We start from the raw sequence: 17,618 nt of genomic DNA on the forward strand, positions 1-17,618 counted from the left end.
AGTACTACTAAATCTTAACTCTGTACAATTAATATTTATAACCATAACTAAGGAAGATACTATGTCAAATTCTAATCCAAATGACACTAAGCTTGAGCAACAACGTTCTGATTCAGCAGAAGCAGCACTTAAAGGTCAAACTGAAGACAATCATAATGAAAATAGTGAAGCAGCGGCAGAACGTATCGCAGCTAACTTAGAAAACGCGAAAGAAGACAAGTAAGTTTTTAATATGCCGCCTGTAATAGGGTGGCATTAATACGTTTATAGTTTGCACGTCTTATGATCGATGAGTGCAACGACAGTTAGTCCACAAAATAATAATTCAGGAGCTAGTATGAGTAATTCATCGAACAAGATGGACGAGCAGGAAAAAGAGATTGAAAAGCTTGCAGAAGAAATCAACCCAAGTGAGCATACTGCCCCAGACAGCTTAGCGGAAGTAACTACTGCCGCGCCTCTTGAAGATGATGGACTAGGCGGCAATGCGAAAGAAGCTGATGTTAATAAATAGACTACTTAGGTAGGATGTTAATAGCTAGTTATCTATAGGATACTAGATACTAGAAATTAAATGTTGCTTTACAAGTATTATGAAAAACTGCTGCTAGTTCAGCAGTTTTTTGTTATAATTACCCCCACATTTAAATTAGGTTTTGAATGAGGTACTGTAGTTAGCCCATTACTTTGATTGAGTAGTGCTATAGCTAAATGCAATGTACGATTCAAAACATACTAAATGGTTGTTAACTGAGCTTGTCGTACACTAGGTCAACTCTAGTAATGCAGGGTTGTCCTGAATGGCGTACAGGTTATTTTATTTATTATTCTATTGCTTTAATACTGACTCAAATTGCAGCCTGTATTTAAAGTTTTTAGCATTGCCGGAGATATTTATGCTAACTAATACCGATCGTGAACAAATCATCGCTCAATACCAACGTGGCGAAAATGACACTGGTTCCCCAGAAGTTCAAGTAGCTTTGTTGAGTGCTCGTATCAATGATTTGCAGAACCACTTTAAAGCACACAAAGCTGACCATCATAGCCGTCGCGGTCTTATCCGTATGGTTAACACGCGTCGTAAACTGCTTGATTACTTAAAAGGTAAAGACCTTGGTCGTTACACTACTCTAATCAGCCAGTTAGGTCTACGTCGTTAATCTAACGACAATAGTACGAGTGGATGCTGAATTTTTTGCTAAATCGCTTGGAAATTGTTTGTTGTTATCGATAAAATAGATTTTTCTAAAAACGGTGTGGAATAGTTTCACGCCGTTTTTTTATGCTTATTCGTTTTAGATACCGTGCTCAAATAGTAAGAGCTGTAACTCCTTTTATGGAATAGCTAAGAGGAATATTGGTATAAACTGTACTAGCCAAGCCCCAAATACGGTATTTTCTGACGATAATTGCGCTACTGTGCAATTAATTGGTCAATGGCTATAAATCACTGTAAAATAATGCCTTGTGAGTTTGATAGCGCATCTGCTACAGATATGGCGATTATTAATAAGATATTCATTATTTGGCTTGGTTAATCAGCGCAGATAGCTGATATTTGAAAGTTCAGAAAATAGCCTGTAGGATTTTTAGCATCGAAGTCTTTTGACTTAATGTCTTTTTGATAGTATTTATAGTAAAGCCAAAATTGCACGACCGAATATACATAATAGTACGATGTCTAACTCAGACAAATATATGAGATAACCAAGTAACGTTATTGGCATTGGTTGCGATGATTTCTAATAGAAAGCATGTCAACTGATAGCCATATACACAGAATTTTAATGACAGATATCAGCTTTTTTGACGCTGATATCAGTTTTGTCAGTCAACATTAGGAAGATTATATGACAATGTTCAACACCATTAAGCGTGAATTTCAGTATGGCAACCAGCAGGTTGTTATCGAGACAGGCCGTATTGCCCGTCAAGCGAACTCTATTTTAGTACACATGGGCGGCGTAACAGTATTAGTTGCAGCAGTCGTGAAATCAGAAGCTAAAGAAGGTCAAAACTTCTTTCCGCTAACGGTTAATTATCAAGAAAAAATGTATGCAGCAGGTAAAATTCCAGGTGCTTACGGCAAACGTGAAGGCCGTGCGAGCGAATTTGAAACGTTGACTTCACGCTTGATTGACCGTCCGATTCGTCCGCTATTCCCAGAAGGCTACGTAAACGAAATCCAAATCACCGCAACAGTTGTATCATCAGATAAAACTCAGTCTGCAGATATCGCTGCACTAATCGGTGCCTCAGCAGCATTGGCTATCTCTGATGCGCCATTTAATGGTCCTGTTGCTGCCGCTCGTGTTGGTTTCATTAACGGCGAATACGTTCTAAACCCAACATCTGAGCAGCTTGAAACCAGTGATCTAGACTTGGTTGTGGCTGGTACTAAGTCTGCGGTATTGATGGTTGAGTCTGAAGCGGCAGAGCTGTCAGAAGACCAGATGTTAGGTGCAGTATTGTACGGCCATCAGCAACAACAAATCGTTATTGATAACATTGCTTCAATGGCTGAAGAAATCGGTACTGCTAAGCAGCAATACTCTGCTCCTGAGCGTGACCAAGCCCTTACCAGCAGCATGAAAGAGCAGTTCGGCGAGCAAGTTGCTGACGCTTATACCATTACTGATAAGCAAGCACGTTACACGAAGCTTGATGAAATTAAGCAGTCAATTATTGATGCACTTGCTGGTGATGCTGAGTCAGAAACTTATGCTGATACCGTATCTGAGCTTAAAGAAATCTATAACGACCTTAAATATCGTACTGTTCGTGACAACATCTTGTCAGGTAAGCCGCGTATCGATGGTCGTGACCCTGAGACAGTTCGTGCGCTTGACGTACAAGTTGGTGTATTGCCATATACGCATGGTTCAGCATTGTTCACACGTGGTGAGACGCAGGCATTGGTTACTACCACACTTGGTAACAGCCGTGACGTCAACATGATTGACTCACTAGGTGGCACGATTCGTGACCATTTCATGCTGCATTATAACTTCCCACATTTCTCAGTTGGTGAAACGGGCCGTGAAGGTATTCCAAAACGTCGTGAAATCGGTCATGGTCGTCTAGCACGCCGCGGTGTACAAGCGATGTTGCCAGATAGTGAGCGTTTCCCGTATGTGATTCGTGTGGTATCAGAAATCACTGAATCTAACGGTTCATCTTCTATGGCTTCTGTTTGTGGTGCAAGTCTGGCATTGATGGACGCAGGCGTACCATTAAAAGCACCAGTGGCTGGTATCGCGATGGGTTTGGTTAAAGAAGGCGATCGTTTTGCTGTATTGTCAGACATCTTGGGTGATGAAGATCATCTAGGTGATATGGACTTTAAAGTGGCCGGTTCTAAAAATGGTATCACTGCACTTCAGATGGATATCAAAATCGAAGGTATTACCCCTGACATCATGGAGCAAGCGCTTAAACAAGCCCATGCAGGTCGTATCCATATCCTAGAAGCAATGAACCAAGTATTGCCTGAGAGCCGTACTGAAATCAATGCTCATGCACCAAACTACGCGGTTATCGAAATCAACCCAGACAAGATTCGTGACGTTATCGGTAAAGGCGGCGCAACTATCCGTCAGCTAACGGAAGAAACTGGCGCGGTTATCGATATCGATGATGCTGGTACTATCCGTATCTTTGGTGAAAACAAAGCAGCGACCAAGGCAGCTATCGGTAAAATCGAAGCACTCACTGCTGAGGTTGAAGTTGGTAAAACTTATGAAGGTACCGTTGCTCGTATCGTCGACTTCGGTGCATTTGTAAATGTCTTGCCAAACACGGATGGCCTAGTACACATTTCACAAATCGCAGAAGAGCGCGTAGAGAATGTATCAGACTATCTAAAAGAAGGTCAGGTCGTTAAAGTACTCGTACAAGACGTTGATAACCGTGGTCGTATCAAACTGACTATGAAAGGTGTTGAGCAGAACTAATACTCAATATCTGATGTGGTTTAAGTAATAAAAAACCGCCTTGAGATGCTCAGTAAGAGTATTCAAGGCGGTTTTTTTATGTGTCCAAAAAGATGATGACTGGCTAGCTAGAAGGCCATTTATAACTCAATGCTTTTAGGCAGGTGTATATCGATACGAAGTTTTGGTAGGTCTTGTAAGTACTCAGTTAGTAATGGCAAAGTATCAGCATGCCAGTCTAAGGGCAGGGTATCTGCTGTATTACTTTCATTGAATACGATATCACTTAGTTTGCCAGAGATAAGTGGCCGCGCAAGCAATGCAACTCTGCGTATGCCTTGGTAACGTATAAGCGGGATCATTTGCTGTTGCAAATCAGTCAAAGCAGCAGTCAGCCAACGTGTGCGCGCTGGATGATAAGGATGGTTTGATATCACAAGGTTGGCAATATAGTTTGGCTGGTTACCGTTACTACTGATACCAAGTCCGACCTGCTCACGTGTACGCTTATTAATTAAGCAGCTACCAACATTCAGACTACCATCGCGGCACGCACGATGATAGCGACTATGATTATCAGGAAATAGAGTTTTCGCTCGTGTAAGTACAGGATCTAAAACGACACCAGCATTGTTAACAGGTAAAACAAGCAACTGTGCACTACTATTTAGAATAGAGGCATGTGTGAATTGCAAAATCGCCATCGTAAGCCTCTCTATAACCAAATTAAGTATACGGTTATTGAACCGTCGCTTTATTAGAGTCGTTTGCTTCTAACTGAGCAATTTGTTGTTCGAGTAGCGCAATTTGTTCGGCCTTCATATCAGTCAATTGCTTATTCATAGCCACTTGTTCAGCGGCTAACTTTTCTTGTTCGGCCAGTCTCTGACGTTCATCCTCTAAACGATCAATCTCTTCTTTAGCCAAGCTATCATTTTCTGGTAGAGGCGCATCTAATATAGCAGTAGGATTTGGTATCGCCGTACTGTCATTATTTGCTTCTTCAGAGTGTTTGTCAGTGAGTACACCATCGTCAATCACAGAGTCATCTGCTACTTCCGAAGTGCTGTCTGTGACTAATTCTGTCTGCGTTTGCTCAGTTGCTAGTGCTGAAGTAGCGTTATCTATAGGGAGTGTGGACTGAGTGCCAGACCTTTCTACGATAAGGTAGACAATGACGATAAGTAGCAATACTGAGATAAGTATTGCAAAAATTTTCTGACGTGATGTAGTCTGTTTTTTCTTAGAAGTGTGGGTTGATGAAGGCCGGATGTTGTCTGGTTTCATATTGTGATCGATTCAAGTCAAGAATATAAGTAGCCATACTATAGCAAACTCAAAATAAAAAGCCTATCTATTGATAGATAGGCTTAATAGTCCATTAAATAATAAAGTATTTAATCTGTTTTTAAGTATGAAAACTAAATCGCTAAGGCTTAAATTTTACAGTGCCGCTAGTGCCAGTTGCCATCGCATCACGTGCCATCTGATCTTCTAAATGGTTCTTTGCACTAATGGCATCAGGGTCGGGGCGGTGCTCTGTGTGTCCACACTGAGTACATTCAATATACTCATCTGGGGCAGGGGTGACGATATTGACTTGCACCACAGCGTCCATCTCCTGACATTTCGGACAACGTACCCCTGCTAAAAATCGGCGCTTAGGGCTAGATGATTGATAACGCATTTAAATGACCTCACGAGTCGTTTGAGTATTTGCGGCATCAATATTTTTAACATCAGTGAAACCATTATGGCGTAGCAAGGCATCGATACTGGCGCTACGACCGCGGAAGTTTTCAAAGTTGGTCTTGGCCGGGAAACTGCCGCCAACAGATAAGATAGATTCACGGAACGCTTTGCCTGTCGCTGGGTTGAAAATACCGTCTTCTTCAAACTTGCTAAACGCATCAGCTGATAGCAGTTCCGCCCATTTATATGAGTAATAACCTGCAGCATAACCACCCGCGAAGATATGACTAAAACCATTAGCAAAGCGGTTATAGTCAGGTGTTTGCATAACGGAGATATCATTACGGACAGTATTGAGCGTCTCTAAAATGCCATCGTAATTAAGCGCTGGCGTATGAGCGTGAATGAGCAAGTCAAATAGAGCAAACTCTATCTGACGCAGCGTTTGCATGCCACTTTGGAAATTTTTGACTGCTAGTAGTGCATCGAGCTTGTTTTTAGGTAATGGCTCACCAGTCTCAACGTGGCTGCTGATAAGGGCGATACCTTCAGCGTCCCAAGCCCAGTTTTCCATAAACTGACTAGGAAGTTCGACTGCATCCCACTCGACGCCATTGACACCAGCGACATCGCCCACCGTCACTTGGGTTAATAAATGATGTAAGCCATGACCAAACTCGTGGAATAAGGTTAATACTTCATCATGAGTCAATAAACTAGGTTTGCTATCAAGTGCTGGCGTGAAATTTCCAACCATAAAGCAAACGGGCAGCTGCTGATGGTTCAGTTCTTCGTAACTATAGCGAGATTGGAAACCACTCATCCATGCACCGCCACGCTTACCGCTACGTGCAAATAAGTCAAAGTAGAAGCCACCGAGCAAGCGATCATCAGCATCGAATAATTGATAAAAGCTTACATCGTCATGCCAGCGAGAGACTGAGTCACCTTCTGTCTCTTTATAGCTTTGCTCTTGTACTTTTATACCGTATAGACGCTCAACGATAGTGAACAAGCCATTAATCACTTTGGGTAATGGGAAATATGGACGAATTTCCTCCTGGGATAAGCTGAACTCACTTTGTTTTACCTTTTCAGCGATATAGGCGCTATCCCATGGTTGCAACTCGTCAATGCCATAATCGCTTGCGTATTTCTGTAGCTGTGCCAAATCTGCTTTGGCAGCAGGGTTTGCTTGCGTTGCTAAGTCACGTAAGAATGTTTCAACTTCTAAGACACTGTCTGCCATCTTGGTCGATAGCGATACTTCGGCATAATTTGCAAAACCAAGTAGCTTAGCTTTTTGTTCACGTAATGAGAGGATTTGACTCATATTGTCAGCGTTATTTAATGAGTTGCCTTTTGCATTGGTATGCGTATCAAACTCAGAAGCACGCGTAACATAAGCACGATACAGCGTCTCACGTAGGCTACGATCGTCCGCATGAGTCATAATCGCTAGATATACAGGGATATTTAAACTGGCCACATAATAAGGAGTAGGAAGTGCATCTACATCGTCTTGGTTAAGAGCACCGCTAGCAAGCTCACGTGCTTTGTATTGCTCGCCTGCATCTGCCAATAGTGCCAAGCCACTCTCTGTTAACCCCTTTAACTGAGAGTCTTCTAAAGGCAGGGCAAATGCTTGCGTCGCATCCAAGATATTGTCCGAAAAGGTTGCAGACAGGGTCGATAACTCGCTTTGGATAGCGGCAAACTTTTCTTGCTCAGCTTGAGGTAACGCAACGCCTGATAACTCAAAACTACGTAATGCCAGTTCGATTGCACGTGCACGAGCAGGCTCTAACGTAGCAAAGAAATCTGTGTCATTGACGATAGTTTGATAGCGATTAAACAAAGGCTGATGCTGTCCAACTCGCGTACCGTAAGCAGATAGCTTTGGTAGCAGCTCATGATGAACATGACGAATCTCATCGTTGCTCATCACGCTATTGAGATGCGACAAAATACCCCAGCTACGATCTAATGCCAGATTAATATGGTCAAAACTCATCACATCTGCCAAAGCTTGTTCAGCGCTTATTTTTTCAGCACTGTCGCTTTCTATCACGGTTAAGGTATCTAAAAAAGCATTGGCAGCATCAATAGCGTCAATCACTTGGCTCTGTAATGTATGTGGCGCAGTGTCGGCAAAATCGACAAGGCGTAAATCTAAAGGAGAAGGTGTCATATAGGTATCCGATATCAATGAATTATTATTAATCAAAATGAGAAAAGTCTGGCTACTATTGAAATATACAGTGTGTTCTTATTTTATATATAGATTATATAAAAGATGGGTTCGTTTGGTAAAAATACAACCTAAGCACTTTTATACGATTCAACTAATTAGGACAGTGCTAGCAATCTGAAAGTAGATGTCGAGATTCTGGTATTTAGATTCAACTTCTCAAGATAATTATCTGAATATGTAGCTATGTTCGTTAAGGCAGTTCTTTAACAATATAGAGTGCTCTACTTACAAAGCGCTATCATTTGCTTGCAAATTAACCCTACAGGGAGTGGGGTATAGCTGTTAGCATCAAGATAATGGAATTTAAATATTATGCATCGATAAGATGTAAGAAAAACACGGATAGAAATTTCTACACTCATAAAAATATATGAGTGAAGAGATATATAAATTTAAAAATGAATGATAATAAAACAAGGAGCAATATATGAAAGCGACTCTTAAAAGTTTACGTGAAACTAAAGCTAACCCTGCAGTAAGTATCTTTGTTAAAACGCATCGTGAACATCCAGCTAGTGAGCAAGATCCTATCGCTCTAAAAAATCAATTGAAAGTTGCCGAAGATCGTTTGACGAAAGAGTACGATAAACGCACAGCGACTACCATTCTAGATAATATTCAAAATAAAATAAATGAGCTCAATCACAATTATAACCTCGATACGTTGGCTATATTTGCTAGTACAGATGATGTGCAAGTCATCCGTATGCCAATTGATACGACAGAGCGCGTTGTGATTTCAGATAGATTTGCTACGCGTGACTTGGTCCGTGATATGGCAAGTGCGGTTCATTATTATACGGTGGTCTTAACCCGTGACAATGCGCGTTTGATTGAAGCCTCTAATGACCGCGTCGTGAGAGAGTTCGATAAAGATGACGATGCACAAAACAACATGGAGAACATTCAGTTCCCTGTCGAAAACAACGGACTATACACAACAGGCGACGGTGGCTCAGATCGTTCATCAAACAACGAAAGCAGTCACTTAAAAGAATTCTTTAACCAAGTCGATAAAAGCGTCCAAGAGTTATGGGGCGAGCATAAAATGCCTCTTGTGATAGTTGGTGATGCAAAAAATATTGGCTACTACAAAGAAGTCTGTGATCGTCCAGATAATATCATTGCTACAGTATCGAATGCGACTAATTTAGAAGATAGTAGCGCTCAGCATATCGTAGATAGTGTGCAAGAAGCCGTAGAAGAGTATCGTACCTCACTGCACAAAGCTGCGTTGGGTGAAATAGATAAAGCTCGCGGTGCGAATATGTTGCAGACTGATTTACAGGAGGTATATCGCAGTGCCTTCCAAGGGGCTGGCGAGACACTTTATGTACGCCGTGGTTATATACAGTCCGCTAAGATTGACGAAAAAGCACAAACGTTAAGCCCTGCAAATGATGCGACTACGGAAGGCATCACAGATGATGCAATTGGTGAAATCATCGAACACGTCATCCACAATGGCGGCAAAGCTGTATTTATGCCACAAGATATCATGGGTGAAGATCAACCAATAGCGCTAGTAACTCGCTACTAATCTGACGATGACACCTATACGCGATGTTCATTTATGAATCAGCCATTTATGAATTAGCCATTGATAATACATAGGTGTAATATGAGAGCATTGGTTCAATACGAGCCAATGCTCTTTTTATGTCTGTCATTACCATCACTATGGGTGCTATCGTAGCTGAGCTATTGATCTTTACTCCATAAATAATGAGCGTACAACTAACCAAACTATGACTACCACCTCTTTTGTTTTAACCAGCTACAACATCCATAAAGGCATGTCACCGCTGAATCGCCAAGTGAAGATGCAAGGTATTGCTCAGGCGCTAGAATCTGTGGGTTCAGACGTACTGTGCCTACAAGAAGTGCAAGGCCAAAACCTTAAACGCAATATGCAATACAACGAGTACCCAGATCAATCGCAGCATGAATGGTTCGGCGAATTTTTAGATTTGCAAAACAGTTACGGTAAAAACTCAGAGTACGAAAACGGCCATCACGGCAATGCAGTATTGAGCCGCTTTCCGCTAGACCCCAAACACAATGTAAATATTACGGTCAACAAGCTTGAGCAGCGCGGTGTCTTGCACTGTGAGGTACAGCCTATCGGTTGGGAGATGCCAGTTGTCGTATTGTGTGCACATTTAAATTTATTTGAGCGTGATCGTATCAAGCAGTATCAAGCGATTAGTGACTATGTTCGAAATGAGATTGCGCCAAATCAACCGCTCATCTTGGCAGGCGATTTTAATGATTGGAAAAAGATGTCTTGTGACAAACTGGCATCAGATCTCGGTATGATAGAAGCGTTCAAACATTGTCATGGCAAGCTGTTGCCAACCTTTCCCGCAAAACTGCCAGTACTCAGCTTAGATCGTATCTATGTGCGCAATTTGCTTGTGAAGGATGCTTGGGTACATACTGGAAAGCCTTGGTCATCGCTATCGGATCACCTGCCTATCAGTGCAGAGCTGATGCTACCCTAATACCTAACTATAATAATTCGTCTAAATGTATTATATTGGCAATCTATCAATATATGAACAATTGTCTTTATTGATCATATTATTGATTAACCATGTTCTCGATTGAAAGTGCTATTAACAGTACAACGTTTCAATAAAATGAATAACAAGTACAGCCTGATAAACAAAATATAAGGATATTCTACGATGGCAACAGCGTCTACTACTGATAACAATCAACAAGCTAACCATAACATACCTAAGACTCAGCACGCCGTACTCATACGCGAGTTCGGTGAGCCTGAAGTAATGAAATACTAAGATGGTGCTGATGTTCCTGAGCCACAGGATGACCAAGTACTAGTAAAAATTGCCTATGCCGGAATTAACCCTGTCGATTATAAGACCCGTCAAGGTAAAGGCTGGGGTGCGGGAAACATCCGTAAAGACAAGTTTGAGAATGATCAGCCAGCTATTTTAGGGTTCGATGTAGCAGGCGAAGTAGTCAGCAGTAATAGCGATGAGTTTGCTGTGGGCGATAGAGTAGCGGCCTTGACCTTTACCGGTGGCGGCTATGCGCAATATGTGGCAGTAGATGCCAAGTTGCTTGCGAAAGTACCAGACAATGTCAGCTTAGAGCAGGCAGGTGCTTTGCCTTGTATCGGACAAACGGCGCTACAGTTTGTAGATTTTGCTGATATAAAAACAGGCGAGCATGTGGTTATTAATGCACCAGCAGGCGGTGTCGGTCATTTGTTGATCCAACTGCTTATGAATAAAGTGGCGCAAGATAACATCAAGGTGACGGTAATTTGCTCGCCAGAAAAGTACGCCAAGCTTGATGAGTTGATAGACGTATCTAAGCTGGCGGGCTGGATAGATTATACCAAAGATGAAGATTTCCCTGACCTACAAGCCGACGTGCTACTTGATTTAGTCGGCGATGAAGCAGGTGTCCGCGCGCTTAGCGTTCTCAAGACAGGTGCTCGAGTAAATGTGTTGCCAACTATCTGGGTTGATAAGCTCAAAGAAGCCGGTCAGCAAAAAGACTTAGCAGTAGCAGGCTATAAAGCGCAGCGTAGTGGTCAAGATATGGCGCGTGTTTTACAGGAAGTAGCCGATGGTAAGCTAACTTTAAAAATTCAAAAAACTTATCCACTCTCAGAAGTTGTTGCAGCGCACCATGAGCTACAAAAAGGCGATGCTTTTGGCAAGATTGTCTTAGCGGCAGCTGAGTGAATGTCAAGATTGCCCAAATATTAGGTAGTGTTTGGTAGGATTTATTAGTAAGGGGATATCTGTTGAAACCCAGTAAACTTAACTGATGACTTAACAAATCATACAAAAGTTTTATTTTGGACAACAGAACGTCCCTGTAGTCTTCGCTTATTTATCATAGGATAGAAAGCGAACGTTACTAATAAAGGAAATAATATGACTATCAACAATAAGGCTATCAATAATAAGACCAGCAATGAAAAAACAGATGACCACATTGCTTATGAAGCAAAAGTTCGTGCAGAGATAGAAGCGTGGAAAAACCCTGATAAAGGGATTTTGGATAAGACGCTCGCAGTGCTTAATACCCCTGTGGTAGCAGCCGGTGATGCGTTAATGGAAGCCCCGCAATTTGGCGATTCTCTAAAAAAAGCAACTGAAGAAACGATTACTGCTTTGAGTGATGCAGCCAATTGGACATTGGACACTCAAGACGTTATCGATAGCTATCAAGAAGAAGCAGATATTAATGACTCCTCTATCAAAACGCTTGGCGACATTAAACGTCTACCTATTGCGGTTGTAGATAAACAAGTTAAGCTTTTTAAAAGCAAATATGTAGCGCTAACCAGTGCGCAAGGGGTGACTACAGGGGTTGTAGGCTGGGCAGGTATCCCTGCTGATGTCGTTGGGCTTATTACAGCCAACCTACGTGCGATTGGAGAATATGCAACGTACTATGGCTTTGATATCAATGATAAAGGCGAGCAGCTATTTGCGATGTCTTTGTTGGCTGTAGCAACTTCTGACTCTGTTGAAGAGCGTAAAGCGGCGTTAGATGACACTCATGCGATGATTAAAGATCCAGAGACTCAGGCATTCAATCAGATTAATGAAGAAGTTATCTCTCGTGTACTGCGTCAAACAGCGACTAAAGTAGCCACTAACATCGTTAAGACAAAAGCGGCGCAAATCATTCCAGCGGTGGGTGCAGTAGTCGCAGGTGGTGTTAATGCTAGCTACACTGCCAATGTTTGTGAAGCTGCTTATCAGTGTTACCGTGAGCGTTTTTTGGAGCGTCTCGCATAAACACTTAATGGCTCGTTAAGTCAGCGATAGTATCAAGATGTAAGCATATGCCGAAACGTTAGACTGATTCGCCCAGCATCGACCGTCTTTGTCTTAGTGATCGTATGCTTCCAAAAGGTCTGTGTGTCACCGTGCATCACAACGAGCTGACCAGACTCAAGATAAAGTTCAACTTTGTCTTGAGTTTTTTTATGCTTAAAAACAAGTTTGCGTGTGGCACCGAGCGATAAGGAGGCGATGACTGGTTGATGACCGAGCTCTTTTTCGTCATCAGCGTGATAGCCCATACCATCAGCGCCAGAAGGATAGTAATTAAGCAGGCAGGTGTTGAAATTAGCAATGACACCGATTTCTACTAAAGCTTGCTCAATTTTCTGTTTCACGTGAAACACTTTATCTAACCATGGAACGGTTTGTCGCACGTGTCCCGAGTATTGATAATTGGCATTTTTGTCTCCCATCCAGACAATTTTCCTAGTAGTCATATGGGTCTTACCAAATAACGTCACGATGTCTGGTTGCCAAGGTAGCTCATTTAGTAGAGTATTATAAAGGGCAGTGGCATCGTCGATAATCACGCCTAGATCATTCACCTTACCCTCATAGGGTAGTAAGTTATCCGTGGGTGCAGGGGCAAAGAGGTCAGTCATAATTTAGTCGTTGTAAATCCTTATTTACTGCTTTGGTAGTGCTCGTTGATGATTTGAGCACATAGTTCAGGCGCTTCCATTGGTAATAGATGACCATAATCTGACAGCGAAATAAGACTGCTATCTGGGACAAACTTTTTCCATTGCTTTCGTACTCTGTCATTGATGAACAGGGTAGGTTTGCCTGTAATCAACGTGTAGGGACAGCGTAGTTTTTTGAGTGCGGCATCGATATGAGGTGCGCCAAAATAATTGGCCAGCTCTTGTTCTGGTGCAAACATAAGCGTATAGCTACCATCTGTGTTTTTGCTCAGGCTTTGTTCAGCAAATACTTGCAAATGCTCATCGCTGATACGCTTATAAGCACGCTGCGCACGTAGGCTCTCGTAATAACTATGGGTACTTGGCCAAGTAGATTGCTTGGTTAACGTGCTTTTGAAAGGCTCGCGGCTCAGTAGGATAGAGCGTGGCAAAAGGTTATATAAGGTGGCTTGGTGTTTGGTAAATGTGACAGGCTCGATCAGGTACAACTGCGAAAACAGCTCTGGACGTTTGGCAGCTGCCATCGCTGTGGCCGTCGCCCCTTGCGAGTGACCAATACCTACGACAGGCTTGTCTTGGGTCTTTTCTAAAAACTCAATCAGCATATCAGCATCTTGCTCGCGCGTGAGGCGGCGGCTTTGTGGCTTATCGTACCAATAACCACGCAGGGCGAGGGAGCAGACCTCAAAATTACTTGTCAACGCGCTTAACAATGGCGTATAGGTACCAACCGTAAAGCTGTTACCACCATAGAAGTGCGCCGGTGCGCGTGGAGTAGAGCTTGAATCTAGCGGCTGATTAAATTGGCTAAGGTCATAGTAGCGTGCCTGTTTTCCGCCAAGATTAATACGGTTTGTGAATGCTTCCATAAAATAAACACTTCCTTGTGACTTATTTTGAGTGATTTTTTCGTAGTTTGTCTTCTTATGATTGCTCTTAATGAATCTTAGTTGTCTTCACCTAAGAAGCCACCGCTTTGACGTTGCCACAGTCGAGCGTAGACACCGTTTAATGCTAACAGTTCATCATGACTACCTTGCTCAATGATACGGCCTTGATGCATAACGACCAGTCTATCCAGTGCGGCAATAGTAGACAGGCGATGGGCAATAGCAATAACAGTCTTGCCGGTCATGATATCATTTAAGCTTTCGGTAATGGCATATTCAATCTCAGAATCTAGCGCACTGGTGGCTTCATCTAAAAGTAAAATCGGCGCATTTTTTAGCATAACACGTGAGATAGCAATACGCTGACGTTGACCGCCAGATAGTTTGACTCCGCGTTCACCCACTTGGGTATCAAGTCCTGTATTGCCTTTATCATCGTACAGATCTTTGATGAAATCCCATGCCTGAGCTTGTCTGGCAGCGATCATAATCTCTTCGTCAGTAGCATCAGGACGACCATAGGCGATGTTTTCACGCACGGTACGATGTAGCAATGACGTATCTTGAGTCACCATACCAATCTGTTGGCGCAACGACTCCTGCGTAACCGCATCGATAGCCTGACCATCAATCAGGATTTTACCGCTATCCACATCAAAGAAACGCAATAGCAAATTGACCAAGGTCGATTTACCAGCACCTGAGCGCCCAACCAGACCAATCTTTTCACCCGGCTTAATATCTAAGTGGAAGTTGTCCAACAGTTTGATATATGAGTTAGGAGCGCGCTTAGCGATGCTAGTACCATCGACAGGCTCGCCAGTTTGTCCATTGTCTTCTTCGTCATTCTCATAACTGAAGTCAACATGATCGAACACGATACGCCCGTCTGTGACAGCTAGGGCTGGCGCGTCAGGTTTATCAATGATTGTCTGCGGTGCTGACAACGTACGCATACCATCTTGAACTGTACCGATACTCTCAAACAAACTGGCTGTCTGCCACATAATCCAACGCGTCAAACCATTTAGACGTAATGCCATCGCAGTCGCAGCAGCAATAGCACCAACACCAACTGCGCCTTGTTGCCACAAGTACAATCCAATACCTGCGGTACTACTGACCAAGATCACACTGATAAGATGGGTCGATACTTCTAAATAGCTGACCCAGCGCATCTGTGCATGTACTGTACCTAGAAACTGTCCCATGGCATTTTTGGCATAACCCAGCTCACGACGCGAATGGCTAAATAGCTTTACGGTCATGATATTGGCATAAGCATCAGTGATTCGTCCTGTCATCAAGGCACGGGCATCCGCTTGCACAATCGCTGTCTCCTTGAGCTTAGGGATAAAGTACCAAATGGTAATGGCAACTAAGACGAGCCAAATAATAAAAGGAATAAGTAGTAAGCTGTCTAAATTAAACAAAATCACCCCTGAGGTGATAAAGTAGACAGAGACATACATAAACATATCGGTGACGGTCATTACGGTATCGCGTACTGCTAGGGCTGTCTGCATTACCTTAGCTGAGACACGACCCGAAAACTCATCCTGATAAAACTGCATGGATTGCCCAAGCATTCGCTGATGAAACCGCCAGCGCATCTGCATAGGAAACACGCCTTGCAAGGTCTGAAAATGGATAAATGATGACAAGGCGATCCACAATGGGCTCACTATCATGACAGCGAGCATGATGAGTAGCATATCGCCTTTTTCTACCCATAGATTTTGTGGCGTATAAACGCCCAACCAATCGACGATATTACCTATCCAAGCAAACAGCATGGCCTCGTAAATACCGATACCAGCGGACAAAATCATAAAAATTAGTAGCCAGCCGCGTAAGCCATTGGTACATGCCCACAAAAACTTCAGCATACCATCTTTAGGTGATGGCAATGGCATGGGTGTGTCTGGAAAGGCGGGTAGGCGGTTTTCAAAAAAGCGAAATAAAGCATTCATAGGCAGTAATAAAACATCAATAGCAGTACGTCAAGATGAACGAGAGCACTCGTTATCTAGAATCTTTACTTTTGTGATTGGGATTAGGTGCTATTTTAGCAAAATTACTAATCATACCTGCATGCTAATTGTAATTTACTTAAGAATAGCTGTGTCTTTAGTGCCTTAGTCACAACAATAATAAATAGATTGCTGTGGAAAACATATTTTGTTACATTCCACATCCAAACTTATTCATATTTTAAATATTGCTTTTATAAGCATGATTTCATTGCGAAAATCAGCTGATTAGCAGGCATTTTATTTAATGGTTTTTATAAATGTACGAACAGTAATAACTCAACATTGAAGTTCAAAAGGTAGCAGTGAATGATGTATTTAATAATAGCGGTGCTATGTAGCGTCGCCGTCTCAGTACTTTTGAAAATATTGCGCCAGAAAAATATAGATATTCGTCAGACCATCGTGGCAGGCTATCCTGTGGCTTTTTTACTGACTTGGGTATTACTAAAACCTGATGTAAGTGCCATACATGCGCTTGATAGCGCTTGGGCAATCATCATTGCGCTTGGAGTACTATTACCTGCCGTATTTATTATTCTGGGACGGGCTATTGAAGCGGTGGGGATGGTAGCAACCGACGCGTCTCAGCGCTTATCACTCATTATTCCTATCGTAGCGGCTTTTTTGCTATTCGGTGAGGTGCTGACTGGTACACGTATACTTGGATTGGCGTTAGGATTTTTGGCATTAGGTGCGCTTGTCTATCGACCACAGCATAACGATATTACTCGGCAAGCAAAGCATACGCCACTGTGGTTATTCGGGGTATGGGCAGGCTACGGCATTATTGATATTTTGTTCAAACAAGTTGCCAAACAAGGGGCAGCTTTTCCGTTGACTCTACTGGTTAGCTTTGGCGTAGCAGGTGTATTGCTTTTAATCTATTTACTTGTCACACGGGTACGTTGGCAAAAAAAAGCTCTTACGACAGGTCTACTGCTCGGCGCATTAAACATGGGCAATATTTATGCCTATGTGCGGGCACACCAAGTGCTGCATGATTCTCCTAGTATTGTTTTCACTGGTATGAATGTCGGTGTTATTGCCGTAGCGACATTGATCGGCGTAGGTGTATTTAAAGAGCAGTTGAACCGTATTAATATAATAGGATTAGTATTGGCAGTCTGCTGTGTAGGGGTACTGTTTTTGGCGTAATGCACATTGTCTAAAAGTATTGGTTTCATGATTTTTTGGCTATATTGTCACGTATCCTATATAGGCATACAAATCATCCTATGATAAGGTTATCTACAAATAACACGGCTTGTATGGAATAAAAAAGCTTAGTTTATGATATTTAATTTAACCAATAAAAATAGGATGCAGGCT

General features: G+C 42.4%; 16 protein-coding genes and 1 pseudogene. 10 read left to right on the forward strand and 7 right to left on the reverse strand.

The genetic code is table 11. The features are described from left to right. Positions 1–61: 61 nt before the first annotated feature. The 4 genes from HCZ91_RS05365 (at position 62) to pnp (ending at position 3,956) form a co-directional block, all read left to right on the forward strand. Positions 62–223, forward strand: coding sequence for a hypothetical protein (locus HCZ91_RS05365; RefSeq protein ID WP_166739220.1), 162 nt, complete (start codon positions 62–64; stop codon positions 221–223). Between the two features lie 114 nt (positions 224–337). Then, entirely contained in the window at positions 338–514 is a 177-nt protein-coding gene (locus tag HCZ91_RS05370) for a hypothetical protein (RefSeq protein WP_179798580.1), read from the forward strand. Positions 515–896: 382 nt separating this feature from the next. Further along, positions 897–1,163 (forward strand): 30S ribosomal protein S15, encoded by a 267-nt coding sequence (gene rpsO / locus HCZ91_RS05375; protein ID WP_045443035.1) that lies wholly within the window; start codon positions 897–899, stop codon positions 1,161–1,163. Between the two features lie 690 nt (positions 1,164–1,853). Beyond that, entirely contained in the window at positions 1,854–3,956 is a 2,103-nt protein-coding gene (gene pnp, locus HCZ91_RS05380) for a polyribonucleotide nucleotidyltransferase (RefSeq protein ID WP_101204658.1), read from the forward strand. A 119-nt stretch (positions 3,957–4,075) separates the two neighbouring features. Here pnp and HCZ91_RS05385 read toward each other — a convergent pair whose 3' ends face one another. From HCZ91_RS05385 to HCZ91_RS05400, 4 genes are all read right to left on the reverse strand, one after another. Continuing rightward, entirely contained in the window at positions 4,076–4,639 is a 564-nt protein-coding gene (locus tag HCZ91_RS05385) for a hypothetical protein (protein ID WP_179798581.1), read from the reverse strand. Positions 4,640–4,673: 34 nt separating this feature from the next. After that, entirely contained in the window at positions 4,674–5,222 is a 549-nt protein-coding gene (locus HCZ91_RS05390) for a hypothetical protein (protein WP_179798582.1), read from the reverse strand. A gap of 142 nt (positions 5,223–5,364) precedes the next feature. Then, on the reverse strand, positions 5,365–5,622 hold the full coding sequence (locus HCZ91_RS05395) for a YheV family putative metal-binding protein (RefSeq protein ID WP_134292263.1): 258 nt from the start codon (positions 5,620–5,622) through the stop codon (positions 5,365–5,367). Beyond that, positions 5,623–7,818 (reverse strand): M3 family metallopeptidase, encoded by a 2,196-nt coding sequence (locus HCZ91_RS05400; protein WP_179798583.1) that lies wholly within the window; start codon positions 7,816–7,818, stop codon positions 5,623–5,625. It abuts the gene before it with no gap. A gap of 490 nt (positions 7,819–8,308) precedes the next feature. On the opposite strand from HCZ91_RS05400, the gene HCZ91_RS05405 reads away from it, so the two are divergent. The 5 genes and pseudogenes from HCZ91_RS05405 to HCZ91_RS05420 all read left to right on the forward strand — a co-directional run bounded on the left by HCZ91_RS05405 (position 8,309) and on the right by HCZ91_RS05420 (position 12,671). Beyond that, on the forward strand, positions 8,309–9,421 hold the full coding sequence (locus HCZ91_RS05405) for a hypothetical protein (RefSeq protein ID WP_179798584.1): 1,113 nt from the start codon (positions 8,309–8,311) through the stop codon (positions 9,419–9,421). A 208-nt stretch (positions 9,422–9,629) separates the two neighbouring features. Beyond that, on the forward strand, positions 9,630–10,385 hold the full coding sequence (locus HCZ91_RS05410) for an endonuclease/exonuclease/phosphatase family protein (RefSeq protein ID WP_102091367.1): 756 nt from the start codon (positions 9,630–9,632) through the stop codon (positions 10,383–10,385). Positions 10,386–10,727: 342 nt separating this feature from the next. Further along, positions 10,728–10,946 (forward strand): annotated as a pseudogene (locus HCZ91_RS13925) (alcohol dehydrogenase catalytic domain-containing protein); the annotation flags it as partial. Between the two features lie 3 nt (positions 10,947–10,949). After that, positions 10,950–11,603 carry a zinc-binding dehydrogenase gene (locus HCZ91_RS13930; RefSeq protein WP_346342181.1) on the forward strand — a complete coding sequence of 218 codons (654 nt, stop codon included), beginning with the start codon at positions 10,950–10,952 and terminating at the stop codon, positions 11,601–11,603. A gap of 195 nt (positions 11,604–11,798) precedes the next feature. Then, positions 11,799–12,671, forward strand: a complete 873-nt coding sequence (locus tag HCZ91_RS05420) for an EcsC family protein (RefSeq protein ID WP_179798585.1) — start codon at positions 11,799–11,801, stop codon at positions 12,669–12,671. A gap of 32 nt (positions 12,672–12,703) precedes the next feature. Here the strand turns inward: HCZ91_RS05420 and HCZ91_RS05425 are convergent, their stop codons facing one another. From HCZ91_RS05425 to HCZ91_RS05435, 3 genes are all read right to left on the reverse strand, one after another. Beyond that, positions 12,704–13,321 carry an alpha-ketoglutarate-dependent dioxygenase AlkB gene (locus HCZ91_RS05425; RefSeq protein ID WP_179798586.1) on the reverse strand — a complete coding sequence of 206 codons (618 nt, stop codon included), beginning with the start codon at positions 13,319–13,321 and terminating at the stop codon, positions 12,704–12,706. A 20-nt stretch (positions 13,322–13,341) separates the two neighbouring features. Then, positions 13,342–14,232 carry an alpha/beta hydrolase gene (locus tag HCZ91_RS05430; protein WP_179798587.1) on the reverse strand — a complete coding sequence of 297 codons (891 nt, stop codon included), beginning with the start codon at positions 14,230–14,232 and terminating at the stop codon, positions 13,342–13,344. Between the two features lie 77 nt (positions 14,233–14,309). Further along, on the reverse strand, positions 14,310–16,226 hold the full coding sequence (locus tag HCZ91_RS05435) for an ABC transporter ATP-binding protein (protein ID WP_179798588.1): 1,917 nt from the start codon (positions 16,224–16,226) through the stop codon (positions 14,310–14,312). Positions 16,227–16,595: 369 nt separating this feature from the next. Here HCZ91_RS05435 and HCZ91_RS05440 point away from each other — a divergent pair, with 369 nt between their 5' ends. Beyond that, positions 16,596–17,444, forward strand: a complete 849-nt coding sequence (locus tag HCZ91_RS05440) for an EamA/RhaT family transporter (RefSeq protein ID WP_179798589.1) — start codon at positions 16,596–16,598, stop codon at positions 17,442–17,444. Positions 17,445–17,618 lie beyond the last annotated feature (174 nt).

This window comes from Psychrobacter sp. BI730, assembly GCF_013414195.1.
GTDB lineage: Bacteria > Pseudomonadota > Gammaproteobacteria > Pseudomonadales > Moraxellaceae > Psychrobacter.

What these genes read in the sequence shown, in the direction of transcription:
- HCZ91_RS05425 (WP_179798586.1), bottom strand. Translation starts at nt 13,321, where the DNA reads ATGACTGACCTCTTTGCCCCTGCACCCACGGATAACTTACTACCCTAT.
- HCZ91_RS05405 (WP_179798584.1), top strand. Translation starts at nt 8,309, where the DNA reads ATGAAAGCGACTCTTAAAAGTTTACGTGAAACTAAAGCTAACCCTGCA.
- rpsO (WP_045443035.1), top strand. Translation starts at nt 897, where the DNA reads ATGCTAACTAATACCGATCGTGAACAAATCATCGCTCAATACCAACGT.
- pnp (WP_101204658.1), top strand. Translation starts at nt 1,854, where the DNA reads ATGACAATGTTCAACACCATTAAGCGTGAATTTCAGTATGGCAACCAG.
- HCZ91_RS05395 (WP_134292263.1), bottom strand. Translation starts at nt 5,622, where the DNA reads ATGCGTTATCAATCATCTAGCCCTAAGCGCCGATTTTTAGCAGGGGTA.
- HCZ91_RS05365 (WP_166739220.1), top strand. Translation starts at nt 62, where the DNA reads ATGTCAAATTCTAATCCAAATGACACTAAGCTTGAGCAACAACGTTCT.
- HCZ91_RS05440 (WP_179798589.1), top strand. Translation starts at nt 16,596, where the DNA reads ATGATGTATTTAATAATAGCGGTGCTATGTAGCGTCGCCGTCTCAGTA.
- HCZ91_RS05435 (WP_179798588.1), bottom strand. Translation starts at nt 16,226, where the DNA reads ATGAATGCTTTATTTCGCTTTTTTGAAAACCGCCTACCCGCCTTTCCA.
- HCZ91_RS05430 (WP_179798587.1), bottom strand. Translation starts at nt 14,232, where the DNA reads ATGGAAGCATTCACAAACCGTATTAATCTTGGCGGAAAACAGGCACGC.
- HCZ91_RS05400 (WP_179798583.1), bottom strand. Translation starts at nt 7,818, where the DNA reads ATGACACCTTCTCCTTTAGATTTACGCCTTGTCGATTTTGCCGACACT.
- HCZ91_RS05390 (WP_179798582.1), bottom strand. Translation starts at nt 5,222, where the DNA reads ATGAAACCAGACAACATCCGGCCTTCATCAACCCACACTTCTAAGAAA.
- HCZ91_RS05385 (WP_179798581.1), bottom strand. Translation starts at nt 4,639, where the DNA reads ATGGCGATTTTGCAATTCACACATGCCTCTATTCTAAATAGTAGTGCA.
- HCZ91_RS05420 (WP_179798585.1), top strand. Translation starts at nt 11,799, where the DNA reads ATGACTATCAACAATAAGGCTATCAATAATAAGACCAGCAATGAAAAA.
- HCZ91_RS05370 (WP_179798580.1), top strand. Translation starts at nt 338, where the DNA reads ATGAGTAATTCATCGAACAAGATGGACGAGCAGGAAAAAGAGATTGAA.
- HCZ91_RS05410 (WP_102091367.1), top strand. Translation starts at nt 9,630, where the DNA reads ATGACTACCACCTCTTTTGTTTTAACCAGCTACAACATCCATAAAGGC.